12 protein-coding genes and 1 pseudogene are annotated in these 19584 nt (G+C 61.1%); 12 read left to right on the top strand and 1 reads right to left on the bottom strand.

The window, feature by feature from the left end:
* Positions 1 to 205 precede the first annotated feature (205 nt).
* The 12 genes from tssB to tssJ all read left to right on the top strand — a co-directional run bounded on the left by tssB (position 206) and on the right by tssJ (position 18533).
* Positions 206 to 718 carry a type VI secretion system contractile sheath small subunit gene (tssB, locus tag HWX91_RS37880; protein WP_028195255.1) on the top strand — a complete coding sequence of 171 codons (513 nt, stop codon included), beginning with the start codon at positions 206 to 208 and terminating at the stop codon, positions 716 to 718.
* A 76-nt stretch (positions 719 to 794) separates the two neighbouring features.
* Positions 795 to 2357, top strand: a complete 1563-nt coding sequence (gene tssC / locus HWX91_RS37885) for a type VI secretion system contractile sheath large subunit (protein WP_028195254.1) — start codon at positions 795 to 797, stop codon at positions 2355 to 2357.
* A 104-nt stretch (positions 2358 to 2461) separates the two neighbouring features.
* The gene (locus HWX91_RS37890; RefSeq protein WP_042274275.1) at positions 2462 to 4801 is read left to right on the top strand and encodes a type VI secretion system Vgr family protein; all 2340 of its coding nucleotides are present in this window, start codon (positions 2462 to 2464) and stop codon (positions 4799 to 4801) included.
* 8 nt (positions 4802 to 4809) lie between these two features.
* Entirely contained in the window at positions 4810 to 7521 is a 2712-nt protein-coding gene (locus HWX91_RS37895; protein WP_052660648.1) for a hypothetical protein, read from the top strand.
* 11 nt (positions 7522 to 7532) lie between these two features.
* The gene (locus HWX91_RS37900; RefSeq protein ID WP_028195252.1) at positions 7533 to 8306 is read left to right on the top strand and encodes a hypothetical protein; all 774 of its coding nucleotides are present in this window, start codon (positions 7533 to 7535) and stop codon (positions 8304 to 8306) included.
* Complete coding sequence (locus HWX91_RS37905) at positions 8296 to 8577, top strand: PAAR domain-containing protein (RefSeq protein ID WP_042274274.1); 282 nt, start codon at positions 8296 to 8298, stop codon at positions 8575 to 8577. The genes HWX91_RS37900 and HWX91_RS37905 overlap by 11 nt, the downstream gene beginning before the upstream one ends.
* A complete protein-coding gene (locus HWX91_RS37910; RefSeq protein WP_028195250.1) occupies positions 8578 to 9816 on the top strand; it encodes a hypothetical protein in 1239 nt (412 codons plus the stop codon).
* A complete protein-coding gene (locus HWX91_RS37915) occupies positions 9813 to 13448 on the top strand; it encodes an ImcF-related family protein (RefSeq protein WP_063627865.1) in 3636 nt (1211 codons plus the stop codon). Before HWX91_RS37910 ends, HWX91_RS37915 begins: the two co-directional genes overlap by 4 nt.
* A gap of 33 nt (positions 13449 to 13481) precedes the next feature.
* Entirely contained in the window at positions 13482 to 15041 is a 1560-nt protein-coding gene (tssA, locus tag HWX91_RS37920; protein WP_028195249.1) for a type VI secretion system protein TssA, read from the top strand.
* 12 nt (positions 15042 to 15053) lie between these two features.
* Positions 15054 to 16868 carry a type VI secretion system baseplate subunit TssF gene (tssF, locus tag HWX91_RS37925; protein WP_028195248.1) on the top strand — a complete coding sequence of 605 codons (1815 nt, stop codon included), beginning with the start codon at positions 15054 to 15056 and terminating at the stop codon, positions 16866 to 16868.
* Entirely contained in the window at positions 16865 to 17980 is a 1116-nt protein-coding gene (gene tssG / locus HWX91_RS37930) for a type VI secretion system baseplate subunit TssG (RefSeq protein ID WP_028195247.1), read from the top strand. The genes tssF and tssG overlap by 4 nt, the downstream gene beginning before the upstream one ends.
* Before the next feature lie 13 nt (positions 17981 to 17993).
* The gene (gene tssJ, locus HWX91_RS37935) at positions 17994 to 18533 is read left to right on the top strand and encodes a type VI secretion system lipoprotein TssJ (RefSeq protein WP_028195246.1); all 540 of its coding nucleotides are present in this window, start codon (positions 17994 to 17996) and stop codon (positions 18531 to 18533) included.
* Between the two features lie 182 nt (positions 18534 to 18715).
* On the opposite strand, the pseudogene HWX91_RS37940 reads toward tssJ, so the two are convergent.
* Positions 18716 to 19584: pseudogene (locus HWX91_RS37940) on the bottom strand (hypothetical protein); the annotation flags it as partial.

Consider the following 19584-nt stretch of genomic DNA (forward strand, 5'->3'; position numbering starts at 1 on the left):
TTGAGAGATTCTGATTTGTTCTTAATTTTGTGATTATTTTTATAGGGCGATTGAAATTAACGTATTTGCATTCAAGCGACAGGTCTTTGACTTGATTGTCGAGTTGCGTGTTTAATTCGGATCGAATTGAAAACAACCGCATAAGTAAGTACGGATCACGTTGCTGCGATACCAACGTGATCCTCCTTTTACAAAGGACTACACAGTGGACAGCTTCCAGCACGAGATTCCGAAGTCAAGAGTGTCGATCACATTGGACCTGCATACGGGCGGCGCCCGGAAGAAGGTCGAGTTGCCCCTCAAACTGCTCGTCGCCGGTGACTACGGCGCGGGCAAGGAGCAGGCACCGCTTGCGGAGCGCAAGAAGATCAATATCGACAAAAACAACTTCGACGCCGTTCTGTCCGATCTCGCACCAGAACTGAAGGTCAATGCCGGGAACACGCTCGCCGAAGACGGCTCCGAGCTGCCCTTAGCGCTCAGCTTCCGGTCGATGAAAGACTTTGAACCCGAGCAGGTGGCGGCGCAGATTCCCGAACTGCAGCCTCTTTTGGCAATGCGCAATCTGCTGCGGGACCTGAAGTCGAACCTGCTCGACAACGGCACATTCCGTCGCGAGTTCGAGAAGATTCTGAAGGACCACGCACTCTCGCGGCAACTGCGCGGCGAACTTGCACTGATCGCTACGTCGGCAGCGCAGCCAGAAGGTCACGCGTAGGTCGAGGACGGCTCTCACTGTATTCCGGACAACGAGCCACGCGCGTCCCGCTGGGACGGTAGAGATAGGATCCAACATGTCACGTAACGAATCCCCGCAACGCGGCGCGATTGAGACAGTCGTGCTCGACGCCCCTAACGAAATCCCCTTGGGCGATGGCGACAGCGTCTATAAATCCTTGTGCAACAAGATCAACCTGAAGCCGGTGAGCGCGGCTCGCCCGCTTGAGGCGTTCCGCGACAACGACCTGCTCTCCGAGTCGTCGGCCGACGAGCGGCTCGCGCGGGGCATGAGTGCCTTCCTGCAACTGGTGGTTGAAAGCAGCAAGCCGGTCGACCGGCTGGACAAATCGCTACTCGATTTCCACATCGGCCAGCTCGACCGGACGATCGGCCGTCAACTCGATGCGGTGATGCATACGCCGGAATTCCAGGCACTGGAAGGACGCTGGCGCGGCCTCAAGATGCTCGTGAGCCGCACGGACTTCCGCAAGAATGTGCGCATCGAGGTGCTCGATGTTTCGAAGGACGCGTTGATCCGTGACTTCGAGGATACACCCGAGCTCATCCAGAGTGGCCTGTACCGGCTCACGTACATCGAGGAATACGACACGCCTGGGGGGCAGCCGATCAGCGCACTGATTAGCGACTTTGAGTTCGCCAATTCAGCGCAGGATATTGGTCTGCTGCGCAACATCTCGAAGGTGGCTGCCGCGGCGCACATGCCGTTCATCGGTTCGGTTGGGCCGGCGTTCTTCGGCAAGCAATCCATGGAGGAAGTGGCCGCGATTCAGGATATCGGCAACTATTTCGACCGCGCCGAGTACATCAAGTGGAAGAGCTTCCGCGACACGGACGACGCCCGTTATGTGGGGCTCACCATGCCTCGTGTGTTGGGTCGTTTGCCGTACGGCAGAGATACGGCACCGGTGCGGGCGTTCAACTACGAAGAGGCGGTGAAGGGTCCGGACCACGATCGCTATCTGTGGATTAGCGCGTCGTTTGCGTTCGCTGCGAATATGGTGCGCAGCTTCACCAGCAACGGCTGGTGCGTACAGATTCGCGGTCCGCAGGCCGGCGGCAAGGTCGAGGATCTGCCGGTTCACCTGTATGACCTGGGCACCGGTTATCAGCCCAAGATCCCGACCGAATTATTGATCCCGGAGACGCGGGAGTTCGAGTTCGCCAACCTCGGCTTCATGCCGCTGTCGTTTTACAAGAATCACGACTTTGCGTGCTTCTTCTCGGCCAGCTCGGCGCAGAAGCCTGCACTCTACGAGACTAAAGAAGCGACCGCGAACAGCCGCATCAATGCGCGTCTACCGTACATCTTTCTGCTGTCGCGTATCGCGCATTACCTGAAGCTGATTCAGCGCGAAAACATTGGCACGACCAAAGACCGGCGTCTGCTCGAACTTGAGTTGAACGGCTGGATCAAGGGTCTCGTGACCGAGATGAAAGATCCGGGTGACGAGCTGCAGGCGTCGCATCCGTTGCGTGAGGCGAAGGTGACGGTCGAAGACATCGAGGACAACCCTGGATTCTTTCGTATCAAGTTGTTCGTTATCCCGCACTTCCAGGTGGAGGGGATGGACATCGGTCTGTCGCTGGTGTCGCAGATGCCGAGGGCGAAAAGCTGATTCGCCGTAGTCAATGTAGGCAGCCGACGTATTTCGTCAGGATGCGAATGCCCGCGTCCCAACCTTGTCGTCTTTGACGTCGCACGTGTTCGAGGGAGTCGTTGATGGGGTCCATGGTTCTGCCGTCGCAGGCTTACGAGCTGAAACTCGCGCCGCATCCGGCGCCGTTCTCGGTGCTGAAGTTCGAAGGCGACGAAGGTGTCAGCCGTCTGTACCGCTACGACATCGAGTTCACGAGCCCTGTCGCCGATATCCCAATGGATCAGGTGCTGGGGCGGCCCGCGAAGTTCGTGATCGACCCTATCGATCCAAACGCCGGCTATCTGCGAAAGATGTTCGGCGAGAACGCGTCGAAGTTCAGCGAGATGCCTCCGGCGCGGACGATACACGGCATCGTGACGCAGTTCGATCAGCTCGATACATCTGCCGACGAGACGCGCTACAGACTGCTCGTCGAACCACGTGTTGCCGATCTGGCCCGCACGGTGACCAGCCGTCTGTTCCAGAAGCAGTCGGCGCAGGAAATCGTCACCGACACGTTGCGCCACTACGGATACCGCGAAGGCGTCGACTTCAGGTTCAATCTTCGCGCGCAATACAAGCGGCACGACTATGTCACCCAGTACCACGAGACTAGCCTCGCTTTCATCCAGCGCATCGCCGCGGATGCGGGTATCTGGTTTCGCTTCGAACAGGCGAAGGATCAGGAGGTCATCGTCTTTGGCGACGATCTCGATGCGTATGCTCGCAGTCAGCGCGTCGTACCGTTGCGGCGCCACTCAGGACTGGCCAATGCCGGAGCCGAGTCAGTCAGGTCGATCGAACGCCGCATGCGGCGCGTGCCCGAAGCGATCCAGTTGAACGACTACAACCACCGTCAAGCGGGTGTATCGCTGCTCGTCGAGTGGAACGCGGCGCGCGATGACAGGACCACGAACGCGGTTGACTACCGCTGGGGCGAGCGTTACGAAACGCCGCAAGAGGGGCAGCGCATTGCGCAACTGCGTCACGAGGCGCATCTGGCGCAGCAGATTACCTTCAAAGGCGAGGGCAATGCGTTCGCGCTGGAATCCGGCGAGGTGTTGAACCTCGACGAGCAACTCGCTGATGCACCGCACGGCTTGTTCATTGTCTCTGTCTCGTCCCATGGTGGGCGCAGGCAGGCGTACTCGAATACGTTTACCGCGATCCCGTCTGATCGCGTCTGGCGCACACCGGTGAGTCTGGCGGCGCGACCGGTGATCAACGGCATCCTGCCTGCACGCATCACGTCGCCCGCGCACTATAAGCGAGCCTATCTGACGGAGGAAGGCTGGTATGTGATCCAACTTCCGTTCGACCTGGACACGTGGAGTCCGGGCGGAACCAGCCGCCCTGTTCGGTTTGCGAAGCCGTACAGCGGCGATAACTACGGTCATCACTTTCCTCTGATTGATGGTGCTGAGGTGGCGATCATTCATACGGACGGCGATCCGGATCGACCCGTCATTATCGGGGCGATGCACGACAGCTTGCATCCAGACCTCGTCAACAACCTGAACCACACCCGCAACCTGATTCGTACCGCCGCGCAGAATGAAATGCGCATGGAGGACGAGGAAGGCAGGGAACACATCCGCCTGACCACGCCGTTTCGGGCCAGCGAACTCAATCTTGGGCACATGGTCGACGGCGAGAGCAAGGAGCGTGGGCAAGGCGCGGAACTGCGCACTGACGAACATGTCGCCGTGCGGGGCGGCAAGGGCGTGCTAATTACCGCCGAAGCTCAACCTGAAGCGACGGGACCGCAACTCGACATGCAGGACGCCGACGCCACGCTTCGCCAGGCGGTGGACATGATGCGCTCGCTGAACGATTCGGCCAAGGCGGCAAAGGCCTGGCTTGCCGAGATCGATCAGCAGCGCGTGCTTATCGAACAGAAGCTCACGGGCCTTCAGAGGCCGGTGATTGTCGCCAGCGGGCCCGAAGGTGTCGGCGTTGTCAGTGGACGTGAGTTGCAGGTCGCTGCGCGAAAGCAGATGTTCATCACGGCTGGAAACGGTCTGGATATCGGAGCGCTTAAGCGAATTACGGTCGCTGCGGGCGAAGCGGTTTCTCTTTTTGCCGCGAAGCTCGGCATCCGGATTTTCGCCGCGAAGGGCAAGGTCCAGATTCAGGCGCAGGGCGATGCGATGGAATTGATGGCGCTGAACAACGTCGCGCTCAGTTCATCGACCGGCGAAGTCATCATTACCGGTTCGAAGGGCATCACGCTGGGCGATGGTGCGGGTGCGTATCTGAAGATCGCGAACGGCAAGATTGAGATCGCGAGTCCGAACGAGGTGCAGGTGAGGGGCGGATTGAATGTCGAAGGACCGGCGAGTGGCAATTTCACGTTTCCCAATTGGTCTGATGTCCCGCTGAAGGATTTGAAGGGAAAGATGAACTTCGGGTTTTCTGAGTAGGCGCGGTCATGGCAAATACGACGCCGCCTCCGGTCAGTCCTCCATTGAAACAGTTGAGCTTCGCCTTTCCGTTCCGCAGGAAAGGGCAAGGCGCAACGGCTTCGTCCGCGGACTTTACCGACGAGCACGAGTTCTACAAGGTCCTCGAGGCCGAGCCTTCGGGTAATTATTCGGTCAGTGCGAAGGGCATGTGGCACGGTGGAATTCACGTGACCGAGGCTGGGGCAGGCCGTTCACTCGATCTGAAATACGGGGTGCGCTGCCTTGCTGACGGCGAAGTGATTGCTTATCGCGTGGACCGCGCCTACCCGCTCAGCGAGCTTCCCGCACAGAGCGGCACAGGCGCGATTAGCGCACCGTACAGCACGGGATTCACACTGGTGCGTCATTCGATGGAATTCCCGCGCGGCACCACGCTCACGTTCTACAGCCTGTACATGCACCTTCAGGATCTGGCGGACTATGAGCGTGATACGACGCTGAGCCGGCCTGCGTACTGGTCGAAAGAGTTCGAGGTCACGGCATTTGCGCAGGACCGGCCAGACGCCGGGGCAAACGGACAGACGGCGCCCGCTGAACAGAGGGGGCTACGGATCCGCGCAACCCGACGAACGGGCACGATCCTCGGCATTCTGCCGCAGGGCGCGCGGGTGGTCATTGGGGCGCGCGCGGACGGCTGGGGGCAGATAACCGACTCTCACGGAGCCGACCTGTATCCGAAAGTTGTGGGTGATTTTGTCTCTCCGGATGTCGCGGCCGACGGGTGGATTTTTCTCGGTAAGGAGCACGGTGGTCCGGTTGTGACGGAGGTCATGCCCGAGTCGTCACTGGACCGGGTGGTCGTGCTGACGGAGCCGTTCAGGATCAAGGCAGGCGAACTGATTGGCCATCTCGGGCGTTATGACTCATTGAGTCCGCAGACTTCGAGCCGCATGGTCCACATCGAGGTGTTCTGCGATGACACCGTCAAGACGTTCATCACGCAAGGGCAGGCGTGGATCGCAAGTAACGGGGCACACGAACAGGCCTGGCAGCAGTTAGGGTTGCCCAAGGTCCCCACGATTCTGCGCGTTGACCGTAATACGACGCTGTACCACTTGCCAGGTCAGCAAGGGCAACACGCGAAGCAGACCGGCGTGATCCAGGTGGCTTCATTTGCCGGGTTAGCCCGCCAGGCGAACAGCCCTTCTATGGAGGCAACGGCGGGAACCGATGGGCGGAAACTCAACTGGTGGCACGTGGACAGTGCGGACGCGCTGGGTCGCGACATCAGCGGATGGGTGCGCGAAGATAGTTTCGCGGGCGGCCGGGTGACGCATGAATTTGCCCAGAAATGGGTGGATTTCAAAACCCTGGAGGATCCACACGACCCAACGCATACGATGTTTGCGACGACTCAGGCATACGTTGACTATTCGACCGGCGCAGACGTGGCGGATGCAGGCTCGCGGGACAAGCTGAGTCAGTTGATGCAGAAGATCTACGACACGCTGCCGCTGACGGGAGACAGTAACCAGGCTGCGGACAGGCTCCACGATGCGGCGGAAAATCCGTGGGTCGCATTGCGTATGTCGAGACTGATCATCAGGCATGAGAGCGAATGGGCTAATCCGGACAAGTGGAAACGGCTCATTGCTGAAATCGAAAAAAAGACCGGGCCTCAGCCGCAGCACGAGGCAGAGTTGGAACGCATCGAGAAGCTTGTCTGGTGGGATGACGTCAAGGCCTGCTTGGCGGATCTGCCCGCGCCGGACGTTTTTCATATCCATCCGATCGCGTTGGTGGGGAATTTTCTCGTTGGACAAACTCTCTGCGCCTGCGGATGCTGTCTTCAGGACGTGTTTAAGGTTACCCGCTATGGACACGCTCCGAACACGCACTATGGTCCGGTGTTCTGGGGCGAAAGGGCACTCGACAAATCGAAGGTGCTGACCGAAATGCGAGTTAGCGGCGTGATTTCTGAAAGTGAGTATCGGATTATTGTGGCGATGTCGAAAAACGAGGGAATGCTTGACGCTGTTCAGTCTTACGATAGTGAGGCGGTGACAGCGGGGGCGATGCAGAAAACAATCAACTCGATGGGCAAGGGGGAATTTCCGACCCAGGTTGCGGAATTCAAAGCATCCAATGCTTCTGAATACAGCGAATTGTTTGAAAAGTGTGGTTGGACAGTAGAAGGGATGGGACCTGGCGCCCAGATGTTTTATTCGCATTCCGAATTGACGCAAGGTCAAAAAATCACTGGCGCACCTCTAAAAGATTTGATGAGGCGAGGCTGTTCGGCCGCGAACTTCGGGCAGAAGGTGAAAAGCGTCCCACTCGCAGTTATCGCGCACGCAATCACTTCCAGGTCATACGAGACAAAGCAACTTATGGACTTCCTGTCCCGTCTCCGGGACAAGGTCCTTCCTGCGACGCCGCGTGGATACCACTACACGATAGCGCGGTACTTTCAGTCTGACCTGGGGCGAGCCGCAGCCCTGGACCAGAGTGTGAATCGACCCGGATATGTGACCCGGGACATCGGGAAGGCGCTGGATGCTCTGTTTGCGCACCATCCTGAGCTTTCGAGAAATCCAGATGAGTGGGGTTTGAACCGCGCTCAATACGAGCGTGAAGTTGTTGGCCACTATGGAAACAGTCGGGAAATGTCTCGTGACAGCAACGGATTGAATTCGGCGCCACGGCGATTTGGAAATTTAACTGGCAACTTGGGCTAATGAGAACTCGTATGTTGAAGTGCAGCTATAAGGGATGGGTTGTCGCGCTCGTGTTTTTATCAGGGTCTCCCGTGCAAGCAAGCGCGGATAAAAGTGCCGAGCGAGAAAAGATAGATTTTCGTGGAGGGTCGTCTTTGATTTTTTCTCTGCCACTAAAAGGCAGAGAGGCGAAGACGTTCGGACCCGGATGGAAGCGCGCGGTACTCGAAGAAGCGTCTGGACGTGAAACTCCCCTTTTTCCGATGGAAGCGTTCGCGTCGATGGGCGGTGTGATATTCGCCCGCGACTATTCCCCGCGAGTTTCTCCGTCCGGCAGGTACGCGGTTCTGGACGTTCTCCGAGCCGGGGTTGTCGACCCGGGCCCCTCGGGCACGGCCGAGGACTCTGGCAGGCAATATTGCCCGGTACTGGATACCGCGTCGGGATGCATAGTCAGTATGCAAACCGGTGAGCTTTGCGGCGGCAATTGGTCCGAGAAGGCCGACAAGTGGATCGTGACCGGATACGAATACGATGCCACCAAGGCGATGATCCAATATGGGTTTTCTGGGGCAAACGAGCTATGGAATCAATTTCAGAAATCCGTCAAGTTGAATGGCTCAGCGTCGATCAGACAGCATCTCGTTGACAGCGCCGGTTTGATAAACATTATGAAATGCGAGCCGCCGAACGCGAGCAACAGGGCTTCTTACTCTTCGATTGCGCGTCAGCTAGTCAGGGAAGGTGATCGGAACGATGCCGCATATATAGAAAAAGAACTGGGTTTCAAAAAATATGAACGATGAAGGAATCATCGAAACGAAAAAACTTGCATACGAAGGCGATAGCACAAGCCACGGTGGAAAAATTCTCACCGGTTCAGATCGTATCAAGCTCAAGGGGCGTCGCGCGGCACGGGTCGGCGACATGGTGTCCTGTCCGATCCACGGCAACAACGAAATAGCGGAAGGAGGCAGCAGCATGAAAGACGCCGGCATTCCACTCTCAAGGGCTGGCGATCATACCCAGTGCGGCAGCTTCCTTATTGCGACATCCGACGGCGCGACGGTTCGATAGATGCCGATTGATTTTGCGCGGGTACCTCCGCTGGTGGTGGTCCCGGGGCCACCGCGTGTGTCCACGCTGCTCTGGGCAATGCTGCTCATCGTGGTTATGTGTCTGGGGAGCTCGCTTGCTATTTTCCTGTGGCCTGCGGGACGACCGGCCGACACTGCATGGTTCTGGTTGTGCGTCCTCGGCTATCCGGCGCTCGTATGGGTCTTTTTGCTGTGCTCCTATCTTGGTTACTCGTATGCCCGGCGCAGCGGTGCAACAGCTCGCAACGTGATGAGCGCATGCGAGGAAGAAAAATGTCACAGACTTGCCAGCAAACCTCTCGTTATTCTCGGTCATGGCTGGTGCTATTCAGCGTATGACAAGGAGAACAGCGTCGAGCACCTGGTCACGGGTGGCGTCAGGATGTTTCCGCGTCCGAGCAGGGCGGTGCCGGGTCTGGATGTCAACGCACGCTGGCTGGAAATTCCTGGCATGACGTTCCATGCGGGCAATGAACTGACCGAACACGCGCGTCATCTCGCTGTATGCGATTGGCTTGCGGAGCGACTGGTCGGTTGTGTGTCCGCCGGACTGGCGGCTCTGCCGGCGCGCACGGCTCTTCACGTGGACCTGACTCTGCAGTCAACGGTCGACCTGTCCCACGTTCATACCCGCTTGCAGGATTTGCTTCGCGCCGAAGCACCGATGTTGCGCCTGACCGTCAACGCCGGCAACGACCCTCTGTCGCTGTTCGAGACGGACGCCTGGCACGACCGCCTCGACCCGCGCGACGCACAAATGCTGGTCGCGATCGGCTTGCGCAACGCGGTCAGCGAACGACTGCAGGACGGCGTGGCCGAGGCAGGCATAGCGCTACTGCTGGCACGCCCGGGCGTTGTCCGCAGCGCAGCGACAGACGTGCTGCACCTGCATCGCCCTGCTATCGGTCCGGCGGGCGACGTGGACAAGACGCTCGGACTTGCTGCTCGTTGGGGGTGGGCAGAATCAAAGCGGTTGACGATGGTCTGGGCTAGCGGCCTTTCCGAAAAGCTGGCGCGAGCGGTCAGATCGTCAATCCCATCCGGCGGGCAAACGCAATGGGTCGATCTTGAAGCGACGGTAGGAAACTGTGCAGGCGCGGGGGGCTGGCTAGCCACCGCGCTCGCTGCGGAGCACGCGAGGCATACCGGCGAAGCGCAACTGGTCCTCACTCAGGAAGGTGACGACATGATCGCCCTCGTCTGTAGAACGCAAACATGAATGAATCCAAGCCACAACCGACAGCGATCTTCATAGGCATCGCGGTCGCCGTTGTCTTCATTGCGCTGGGCATTGCCGTGTGGTTTGAAGGGCCTCGATATGGCTGGTCCCGTAACACAGCAATCGTTATCGAGCTGAGCCTGCTGTCCGGGTTGCTTCTGTCACTGCTATTCATCAAATACTTCGAGGCAGTCGTACTCTGGATCGCTTCGATGCGAATTGCCAGGTGGCTTGCGAGCTACGATCGGAACCGGGACATCCATAGCGGAACGGGGCAAACCTCCACCGCCGCTGCACGAGGATCGGGGTCATTCGTTGGACTGTGCGACGCGCTTCGAGAACGTCATGGATGGCGCTGGCGGTATAGAGATCGATGGGTACTGGTTGCGGGGGACGAACCGATCGTCAGGCGCGTCGCCCCCGATCTCGTGCAGAACGGTTACAGGATCTCCGGCAACACTCTGCTGCTCTACGCAAGGCAGACTGGTGAGCAGATGGATGCCACCTGGCTGGATCAGATCCGGCGCTTGCGCCGGAGGCGACCGGTCGACGCCATTGTGGCGGTCTTTCGGGCGCATACCTCCGGCAGCCAGCCGTTCGATGCGGAGCGCACCGCCCAACGGCTCATCCGCCATGCGCGCGCGCTGCGCTGGGCGGCTCCGGCGTACCTGCTGAATGTGACCGACGCTGGCGACGAGACGTCCGGCCCGCACGAAGCGATCGGTTGCACATGGTCGAATGCCAGCGTACGTCGGGAAGAAATCGATGCCTCGCTGCGCGAGCTGTCCGGCGAGTTGGCCAACGCCGGCGTCATGCGTCTTGCGAAGCACCCTTCAGACCGATATGCAGCCGAGCTGTCGCAGCATATTGCCCGTTATGGCAATCTTCTATCGGACTTGGTCGTGCGGATTGGCCAATTCCGCATCTGGCGCAGCGTGATTCACGGCGTGCTTTTCACGCCGATCTTCACGGAGCGCGTCAGTGAAGCGTCGGACGTTCCGACGGAGGATGCTGAAGGCGATCCCATCCGGCAACAGCTCGTCTGGCAGACCGTTGCCGACCATAGCCGCCGCATCCACGGCCGCCGCGTTGGTTTCTCTCTCCCGACGACCGCCGCGTGGATTGCGACCACACTGATCGGACTCTGGATCGCGGGCGCCATGCTGTCGGGCTTCATGAACCGGTCGGCAATCCAGATGGCGACCAGCACGGCGACAAGGCTCGCGGCCACTCAAGACCCCACGGAAGCCACCCTGACCCTCGACAGTCTGCAAAAGCAGCTCGACACCCTCGAAATCCGCCAGCACGACGGCGCGCCGTGGCATACCCGTTTCGGCCTGAACCGCGACGCTGCACTCCTTACCACCCTGTGGCCCGTCTACGAAGGCGGGGCCGCCCGCCTGGTGGTCGCGCCTATCCGCGTCAGGCTGGAGGAACGGCTACAACAACTGGCCTCGCTCTCAGACGCGGACATTGCAAGCGGCGGGGACGCACAGATCAAGTCGGCATACGACACACTGAAGACGTACCTGATGCTCGCGAAACCCGAGCGCGCTGACCCGAAATTCCTCACGCAGCAATTGTTCGCAACCGGAGCGCCCGCTCGTCCCGTCAACTCGTCTTTGAGCGAGGGTGCATGGCAGGATCTGCGTGAGCATCTGGCCACTTTCTACGCAAGTCACCTCATACGAGACCCGGCGGCCAGCGGCACGTCGCTCGCGATCGTTCCCGACGCATTGCTAGTCGGTGCGGCACGCCAGACGGTGATCGGCGTGAGAGGCATTCAGAACTCGACCGACACCGTCTACCAGCAGATCGTGGATGACGCAAAACCCAAGTATCCGCCGGTGTCCTTGTCGACCCTGCTGGGCGACACGAGCAGCCGCGGACTGTTCAGCACGACGGCGACCGTGCCAGGGGTTTTCACACGGGCCGCGTGGGATGAACGGATTTCTAAGGCGATCGATGACGCAAACGAACAGGGCAGCGTTGACGGCGACTGGGTACTGTCCGACAGCCGGACCCGTGCCGCGCCGACGGCATCGCTCAAGGCCGAGTTACGGCAACGCTATTTCGACGACTACGCTCGCGCGTGGCAGGCATTTCTGAACGGCATCCGCTGGCAGCCGACGGCAACGCTCTCCGGCACAGTCGACCAACTGACCCTGCTCGGCGATCCGCAACGCTCGCCGCTCGTCGCATTGATGAATGTCGTCGTGTACCAGGCTGAAACCGGCGCGACGGCGCAATCGCTTTCGGACACGCTGCTCAACAAGGCGCAGCAACTGGTCGGTGCCAACGAGAAGGACCCCTCGAAGATTGCCCAGCCGCAAAACGCTGCCCCGCTGGCGGCCGCATTCGGTCCCTTGGTGCGGCTGACAGGCAACGATCTGGCCGCGGGAGGCGCCGGTAGCAGCAAGGCGTCCGCGCGGATGGCCGCAGCAGGCGATCTGAGTCTGGCGCGCTTCCTGGAACGCGTCACCGCGATGCGGCTGAAGCTCCAGCAGATCATGATGAGCACCGATCCGGACGCGATGTCCCGCTCGGCAGCCCAGGCCGTGCTGCAAGGCAAGACTTCGGACATTGCCGACAGTCGCGACTACGCGAGCCGCGTGGCCGCAAGCTTCGGGCAGCAGTGGGCGGGCTTCGGCGAGCTGTTCCAGCAGCCGCTCGAGCAGACGTGGCAGGTCGTCCTGCAGCCTGCGGCATCGAGCCTGAACGACACTTGGCGCAGCGGGATTCTCGCCGACTGGAACCGGAACTTCGGTGGTCGCTACCCGTTCGCCGACTCCGACAACGACGCGTCGCTGCCGGAAATGGCCCGCTTCATGCGACCGGACAGTGGTGTGATTACCCAGTTCGTCAGCACGCAGTTGGCCGGCGTTGTCGAGCGGCAGGGTGATCGCTGGGTTAGCGCACACGGATCGGGTTATAACTTTCTGACGGTCGACCCGGCCTTTCTCGCCGCGTTGAACACGCTGATGCGTGTGTCGACCTCGTTCTTTCCATCGGGCGATGCGCGGGTGCGTTTCGAGCTGCGTGCAGTGTCCACGCCAGGCATCACCGACATGAAGGTCTTGCTCTCAGGCCGCGAGCTGCACTACTTCAATCAGAAGGAAGAGTGGACGCCGTTCATCTGGCCGGGCGATGCGCTGGAGAACATCTCGCGCATCGAATGGCAGACGCAGGAAGGCGGCCTGCGCTCGGCGCTCGATGCGCCGGGCCGCTTCGGACTGATTCGCCTCCTTGAACGCGCGAGGGTCACGCCGCAGGACAACGCACGCTATCTGCTTGCGTGGATGCCGGATCCGATTCAGGACATCCCGCTAAAAGTGCAGCTACGCAGCGAAGTCGGGGCGGGACCGCTCGACATGCTCGCGCTCCGGCATTTCTCGCTGCCGCAGCGCATTTTTTTGACGGGATCGTCGAGTGGTACCCACAAGGGAGCCGTCGGCGAACTTCCTCCACTGCCGGCATCGATGACGGCGGCAGCGCCTACTTCTACGGCCACGTCGATGAAATCCAGCGACGACGGCAAACCGTCGTCCGATTCGAATCCACCCGTGGCGGGCCGCGTGAAAGCGGGAGTAACCCGCGCGAATCGCCTGCTAGCCGATGCATTTGTTTATTGAGGTCGACGTGTGCTAACTCATTTCGTCAAGAATCTGCTGGGCGCGAACGCGGTTGCTTCGTTGCCGCGCGCATGCGCCGACGTCTGGGCGTCATGGCTCGTGCCATTTCCCGGCGAACATCCCTGTGGCCGCGATCCTGGCTACGAGGATGCGTTCTTCGAACTGAAGGACGAAGCCGCGAAGCTCACGGGTATCGATGACGCCCTGATCGTGCGTTCCTGTGAGCAACTGATCACGGGAACCGGCAAGGATCTGCGCGTGGCCGGCCACTACACGTTCGCGCGATTGCGCCAGCACGGTCCGGCGGGTTTTGCGGACGGCCTGGAGCTGATCGCGACGCTGGTTGAGCGTTTCGATTCAGCGCTACTGCCCGCACGTGCCGAAACAAAGAAAGGGGCGCTTGAAATACTCGCGACCACGCGCATGGTCGATCTGCTCGAAAGCCGCGGGGAGTTCGCACCCGCGGATTTTCAACGCGCGATGGCGGCACTCAACCTGCTTGTCACACGTACCCGTGAGTGGCCCGAAGCGGCGCGCCCCAACCTGCAACCACTCGTCGCTTGCCTGGAACGCAACCGCGAGTCGACGCGCAGTGCGGATCAGGAGACAGACTCACCGCAGCAGGCACTGCAGGGCGCCTCGGGCAAAGCTAGCGGCGCCGTGTCTTCCACGCGCGATCTGCTGGACCAGGCGCGCACGATGGCAGCCTGGCTGCGCGATCAGGAAAACGGCTACCTGCCATCGGTGCGGCTCGTGCGCAGCGTTCGCTGGGACACCCTGCACGAGGTGCCACCCGCCGACGCGCAGTTCCGCACGCGTCTCGTCCCGCCGCGCGCCGAACTGCGCCAGCAGATGACGCGCCTCGTATTGCAGAAGCAGTGGCACGAACTGCTCGAACGCGTCGAAGGTGCATTCATGGAAGGTGTGAATCACCTATGGCTCGATCTACAGTACTTCCAGCATAGCGCGCTTGATCGCGTCGGCGCACCGTATAACGCGTGGCGCGAACTTCTGCGTGCGGACTTCGCACTCTTCCTCGAACGTCTGCCCGGACTCGAACGGCTCGCATTCAACGACGGCACGCCGTTCGCCGACGACACCACGCTCGAATGGATCGCCCGTTATGCCGTTGTGCGCGATCTTGAAGCGGGCGAGAGGGTCGCGCCACTATCCATCTCGGCCGAAAGCGAGGACGGTGTGGCTGGCGATTGGCCCGAGATCGAAGCGCAGGCGAGGGATCTCGCCGCAAGCCAAAGCCTCGAGGCCGCGTTCGCGTGGCTGGAATCGCTGCCCGGCGTCAGGACCGAACGGCAGCGCTATCTGCAACGTTTTGTCATGGCACGCCTCGCCGATCACGCGGGCCGTATCGATGTCGCCTTGCCCTTGCTCGTCGAACTGGATGCTGCGACGCAAACTGTGCCGCTCGTGCGCTGGGAGCCCTCGCTCGCCTTCGAGGTGAAGCAGCAACTGATCAAGGCGCTCAGATCGGTGAGCCTTCGCAAGGACGCCGACAAGCCCACGCTCGCCCACCGCATCGACCAACTCCAGGGAGAGCTGACCGTGCTCGACCCTACACGAGCCCTCACGCTATAACAACGAGTTTTCATGGACCAAGACGATTCGATCCTCCGCTACTACGAAGCCGAAATGCGCTATCTGCGCGAGGCAGGCAAGGAATTCGCGCGAGCGCATCCCGATCGCGCGCGCATGCTCAACCTCGATCGCGTGGGGGATCGCGATCCATCCGTCGAACGGCTTTACGAAGGCTTCGCATTCCTGACGGCGCGTTTGCAGCAGAAACTCGACGACGAACTGCCGGAACTGACGGAGGGACTGGTGAGCCTGCTGTGGCCGCACTATCTGCGCATGATTCCGTCGCTGTCGATCGTCGAGTTCTTTCCGCTCGTCGAAAAGTTGCAGAAGACTGAAATAGTGTCCGCCGGCGTACCGGTGCGCTCGGCGCCGATCGTGACCCCGGCGCCACCCGGCATGGAAGGCGCCGCGCCGAAAACCATGCAATGCGTCTATCGCACGACGCAGGCGGTGATGCTCCAGCCGATGCGCCTCACCCATGCGGGGCCGGATGTTCGTCACGATGGCCGATCGGTGATCCGGCTGCGCTTCGAGATCGATCGTTCGGCTCGGCGCGAGGCCACCGATCTGTCGAAACTGCGCCTGTACCTGAACGCGGATCTGCCCACTGCCTTCGCAATGCACCTCGCGCTGACCCGTCAGGTGGACTCTGTCTCCTTGCGGATTCCGGAGTCGCATCAGGGCAACCTGCAGTTGCTTGAGGACGTGCGCATCGAGCCTGCCGGTTTTACGCTGGAAGAGCGCCTGTGGCCGAGGGCCGAGGCGGAGTTTTCGGGCTTTCAACTGCTACTCGAGTATTTCGCCTTCCGGGAGAAGTTCCTGTTCGTCGACCTGTGCAATCTGGATATCGCGAAGTTGCCGGCAGATACCTGCAGCTTCGAACTGGAAATCCTGCTCAAGCACGCTTACCCGTCCGACCAACGCTTCACGGTGGAGAACGTGCGGCTCTTCTGTACGCCGGTTATCAATCTGTTTCCGCTCGACGCCGAACCGATCGACGTCAATCACCACGGGACGGAATACCGGGTTGTCGCCGCGGGCCACCAGGGGGCCAACATCGAAACGTACTCAGTCGACGCAATCGAGTCGTTCGATCATGCTAATGCGCAGCGTTACGAGTATGTGCCGTTCGCGACGTTCCGGCACCGCGGCGGAATGTTGCGCCATGAGGCACCGGAGCGCTACTTCCACACACGCGTACGGCAGGGCGTAAACGGGCTGCATGACACGTGGGTCGTCCTCGGTGGCCACGCGTGGGAGACGATGGAGGATCTACCGGCAGAAAATCTGTCGCTACGGGTGACGGGCACGAACGGCATGCTGCCGGCAAAGGGGCTGCGCGAAGCGAACATCGATGAATTGGGCGAGAGCACGCCGAACGTGTCGGCGGTGCGCAATTGGGCACCGCCAACGCTACCGCTCTATCCGCCCACCGGCGACCGTTTCCAGTGGCGAGTGCTATCTCACCTCGCGCCGAACTTCCTGTCGATGATGGACGCGGAAGTGTTGCGCGGTGCCTTGGCGCTTTACGACTGGACCAACGATGAGCTGAACCGCCGCCGTCTGGCGGGCATCCTGCACGTCTCGGAGGAACTGCTCGAGGAGGTGTCGGGCGGCTCGGTCGAACGGGGCGTGCTGATCGAGGTGACGCTCGACAGTCATGCGTTCGCAGGCGTCGGCGACGTGATGCTATTCGGCGAACTGCTGCACCGTTTCTTCGCGCTTTACGCCGATATCAATCTGTTCACGAAGCTTGCGATTGTGAGCCTGCCGTCGCGGCAACGCAATGAATGGCCGCGCAGCAAAGCGCTACGCTCATCGCTATGAAGTTTAAACCGCAAGCGCCGCCCGACAACCTGGAGCCGCTGGTTGCGTCGCTGCTCGCACGTGCGCCGACGATGAACTTCATGCAGTTGTGTCAGCTGCTCGAAGTGTGTGTGCCGGAGCGTCCCGGTTTCGGTACGCGCGACACGCCGGAACATGAACCCGTGCGATTTCGCCCCCTCGCGCGCGTCGGTTTTCCGGCTGGCGAAATTGCCTCGGTCGAGTTTGACGAGGAGGGTTGTACCTACGGACCGAACACGCCGCCGACCGTGCGCACGACGTTCATGGGGCTGTACGGGGTGGACGCAGCCATACCCTCGCACATGATCGACGATATCGTGCTGCGAACGGAAGGGCACGAAGCGCTCGAAGCTTTTCTCGACCAGTTCAATCACCGGTTCGTCACGCTGCTGTATCGCGCCTGGAAAAAGTATCGTTACCCGATCGGCTTCCGTCCGGGCGGCACCGATGCGCATTCACGCAGGCTATTGTCGCTGGCAGGTTTCGGCTGGGGTGACAAGCCCGCACGCGCCGGCCTACCCGACTCGCGAGTACTCGCGCTGTTGGGGCTGCTGATCCAGCGCACGCGCACGCCTGAAGGTCTTGCCGGCGTCGTGGCACTTGCCATACCCGGTGTCGATGTACGTGTCGACGAGTTCTTCCCGGTTCTCAGGAGCGCGGGCAAGCCTCAACCGCTCACGTCCGCGAGCAGTGCCGGCTGTGCAAGGAGCGAGGGCAAGCGTTGTGGCCTCGGTGGGGCTTACGTGTTGGGCACGCGTCTGGTGTATCGGAGCCGCGCCGCCCGCGTGACGTTACGGCCGGCGAGCGTGGAACAGGCCCACGACCTGTTGCCCGGTGCGTGGCTGCACCGCGAACTGTTGGCCTTTATCCGTCTGTATGCGGGGACAAAGGCCGACGTGTTCCTGCGCATGGAAGTATCGTCGCGCGTTGCGCCCGCGCCAAGAATCGGCGCGGCGTTTGAACGTCACACGCCCCGGCTTGCGTGGACCACGATTCTGCCTTCAGACGAAGAACGTTTGATAACCATTGCGCTTGGCGCTTACGAAGCATTTCCGGCACCGGGGCCGAATCCGTTCCTCGTGCCGTCTGCCTGAATCTGGAGTGCTTATGACTTTCCGCCGGATTACTTCGATCGCCGCCCTCCTTGCCGCAAGTCTGGTGCTCAGCGGATGTGGTGCATGGCAGACGGTGTCGGATTCGACCTCGAGTGCGTACCACGCTGTCTTCTACAAACAGGTCAAGGTGCTGAACGTCGACCTCACCGCGCGCGCATCGATCAATCCCGACGAAGCCATGCGCTCGACGTCAGTCGCCGTGCGCGTATATCAGCTCAAGGATCGACAGCGCATCGACAAGGCCTCATATGACGATCTGCTGAAAAACGATAAGACTGTCCTTGCCCAGGATCTGCGGGACAACATGGCGACGATAGTCAGCCCCGGTGCTTCTGTCAGCATTTCGCAGCCGATGCAGCCGGATACGCAATATGTAGGCGTGGTCGCGTTCTGCCGGAACCCTGATTCGCGTGGAAGCTGGCGTCGTGTGATTGCCAGGAAGAGACTGTCGGCGGATGCGCCCCTGAAGCTTGAACTGATCGGGCGCGATCTCGTGATGCCTGATGACAGGGCGAAGGTCAGGCCGGAATAGCGACGCGCGCGCCATCTCCGAACGTGTGGCCGCGGTTCTTTGCGTTGAGTCATGTCGGCGCACCGGCATGTGCCGGGCCTGACGTCGCGAGATTGTGATGCCAGTCAGGTCCGGCGGGTTGCTTGCTATCGCACCCAGGAGGTCTCACGCGTGGTGCCCTTGGAGGCACCACGCGCGGCGGGTTAATGCCTGGGTGTGGTCGACGTCTGCGGGATGCTGCCGCCGAGTCCACCTGTGAGGCCACCGAGCAGGTTCGTCAACGGAGCGAGCGGAGACGACCCGCCACTTGTGCCACCGAGTACGCCGGTGATGGTGCCGACGAGGTTGGTCAGTGGTGCAACCGGGCTGGCCGAGGAGCCAGTCGACGAGCCGTGCGGGGTACCGCCTCCCAGGCCGCCGGTTAGTCCGCCGAGCAAGGTGGTCACCGGCGCGAGGGGACCGCTGCTGCCTTGCGAGCCGCCGCCGCCTAGGCCGCCGGTCAGTCCGCCGAGCAAGGTGGTCACCGGTGCGAGCGGGCCGCTGCTGCTTTGCGAGCCGCCGCTCACCGAACCTGCCGACAGTCCGCCGAGCAACGCGGTCACAGGCGCCAGCAGGCCGCCGTTGCTATGTCCGCTCGAGCCGCCTGTCATGCCCTTTGAACCATCGATTGCGCCGTTGCCTACACCATTGCCGTTTCCGCTGCCACTGTTGTTGCCTACGGTGATCGGCAAGATAGGCACGCTAACCGCGCCGACACTGACGACCAGATTCACGATCGGGTCCAGAAGGCCGCTGGTGGCCTGGTTGCCATTGCCGGAGCCGGCTCCTGTGGAACCGCCGGAGCCGCTGGAGCCACCGTGACCACCGGTTCCAGTGCCGCCACCGTTTCCACCGTTCCCACCGGAGCCGCCGTTCCCACCGGAACCGCCGGAGCCACCCGACCCACCGTGGCCGCCGTCTCCGGAACCGCCGCCGTTCCCACCGCCCCAGCCGCCATGGCCTCCGTTTCCAGAGCCACCTGAGCCTCCTGAGCCACCCGAGCCACCCGAGCCACCCGAGCCACCCGAGCCAC

Source organism: Paraburkholderia fungorum, from assembly GCF_902833645.1.
In the GTDB taxonomy this organism is placed as follows: domain Bacteria; phylum Pseudomonadota; class Gammaproteobacteria; order Burkholderiales; family Burkholderiaceae; genus Paraburkholderia; species Paraburkholderia fungorum.